General features: G+C 43.6%; 1 protein-coding gene. It reads left to right on the plus strand.

Features of this window, described 5'->3' with window-relative positions; all coding sequences use genetic code 11:
* A partial coding sequence (locus ACQCT8_RS19015; protein ID WP_426873699.1) for a transposase occupies positions 1-452 on the plus strand: 452 nt, incomplete at both ends.

Consider the following 452-nt stretch of genomic DNA (forward strand, 5'->3'; position numbering starts at 1 on the left):
TCCGTTTTCTCCGGAAGAAAAATTGAAGGACTCCTTTTAGACAGTGTTCGGATGATGTGGCTGGCTCAAGGGCACCAACCCAGCTATCGAACCATAAACCGATTCCGGGTTTACCCAGAAGTTCAAGCTCTTCTCCGTGACTGCTTTGTCCAGTTCCGTTGTCACCTCGTTAAAGAAAAGCACATCGAGGAAGAAGCGATTTTTATCGATGGAACAAAGATTGAAGCGAATGCCAATAAGTTTACCTTTGTCTGGCGCAAGTCAGTAGAGAAGTACAGCGCCAGCCTGGTAGAGAAATCGGAAAAACTCTACGATGAATTGGTTAATCAGCAAATTATACCGGAAATAAAACGGGAAAGTCCGGAAGAACTTTCAACGGAAGAGTTAGTTGAAGTCGTTGAAAAACTGGAAGAAACCGTTGAAACCTTTACACAGGAAATCGAAAAAACGGA

The organism is Jeotgalibacillus proteolyticus (genome assembly GCF_050107735.1).
Classification (GTDB): domain Bacteria; phylum Bacillota; class Bacilli; order Bacillales; family Jeotgalibacillaceae; genus Jeotgalibacillus; species Jeotgalibacillus proteolyticus_A.